This window comes from Candidatus Cardinium hertigii, from assembly GCF_003788695.1.
The window spans coordinates 94,858-95,511 of the sequence record NZ_RARA01000026.1 but is presented as its reverse complement, the minus strand read 5'-3'; the positions used below and the strand labels follow the sequence as shown (position 1 = coordinate 95,511).

The window sequence follows — 654 nt, the reverse complement described above, 5'->3', positions numbered from 1 at the left end:
AGACTTTCTACAACTGGGCTGCTGATCTTGTAAAACATCCATACAGCCAAAAGAGGAATAATAATAGAAAAGGTTATAAATTGTAATACATCCGTAAAGGTAACCGCACGAATACCTCCAAGAGTAGAATAGAAAATTAAGATAAAGGTAGCTAAAACGGTAGTGTAATATTTTAACTCAGCGTCAACTGAACCTAAGCAGAAGCTAATTGCCTTGGATATTACGGTGATTTGAACGGCAAGAGCAGCAATAGAAGCAGCAATACAGGCCAAAGCAGTAATAAGCCTTGGGTACTTACCATATACACTACCTATCGAGGCCGTTGCAACAGGCCGACAGTATAATTTTTTCTATTTTTCCAGTATTATTTTTTGTTATTTTTTGCNNTTAGTTCATTTTGGATAGACCATTCCCCTAGCAACCTCTTAAAATGATATTTGGGGACCTGTATAAGTTATAAGCTATTGCTTCCATAAGATGTTGTGTATGCATTTTATCAATACCTATATAGCGGGCTCCCGAACTTCGGAACCAACTTTTTATACTACCAAATACACGTTCTACCTTATAACGAGTCTTGGCTACTAATTTATTAAACCGCTTAGCGGTAGCTGATAAAGGATTATGCTTAGTAGCCTTCTTCTGAATAGCTGA

The 654-nt window shown here is 37.0% G+C and carries 1 protein-coding gene; it reads right to left on the bottom strand.

What is annotated here, in order from left to right; all coding sequences use genetic code 11:
• Positions 1-414 precede the first annotated feature (414 nt).
• On the bottom strand, positions 415-654 hold a 240-nt coding region (locus EDM02_RS04285), incomplete at its 5' end, for a transposase (protein WP_148053565.1).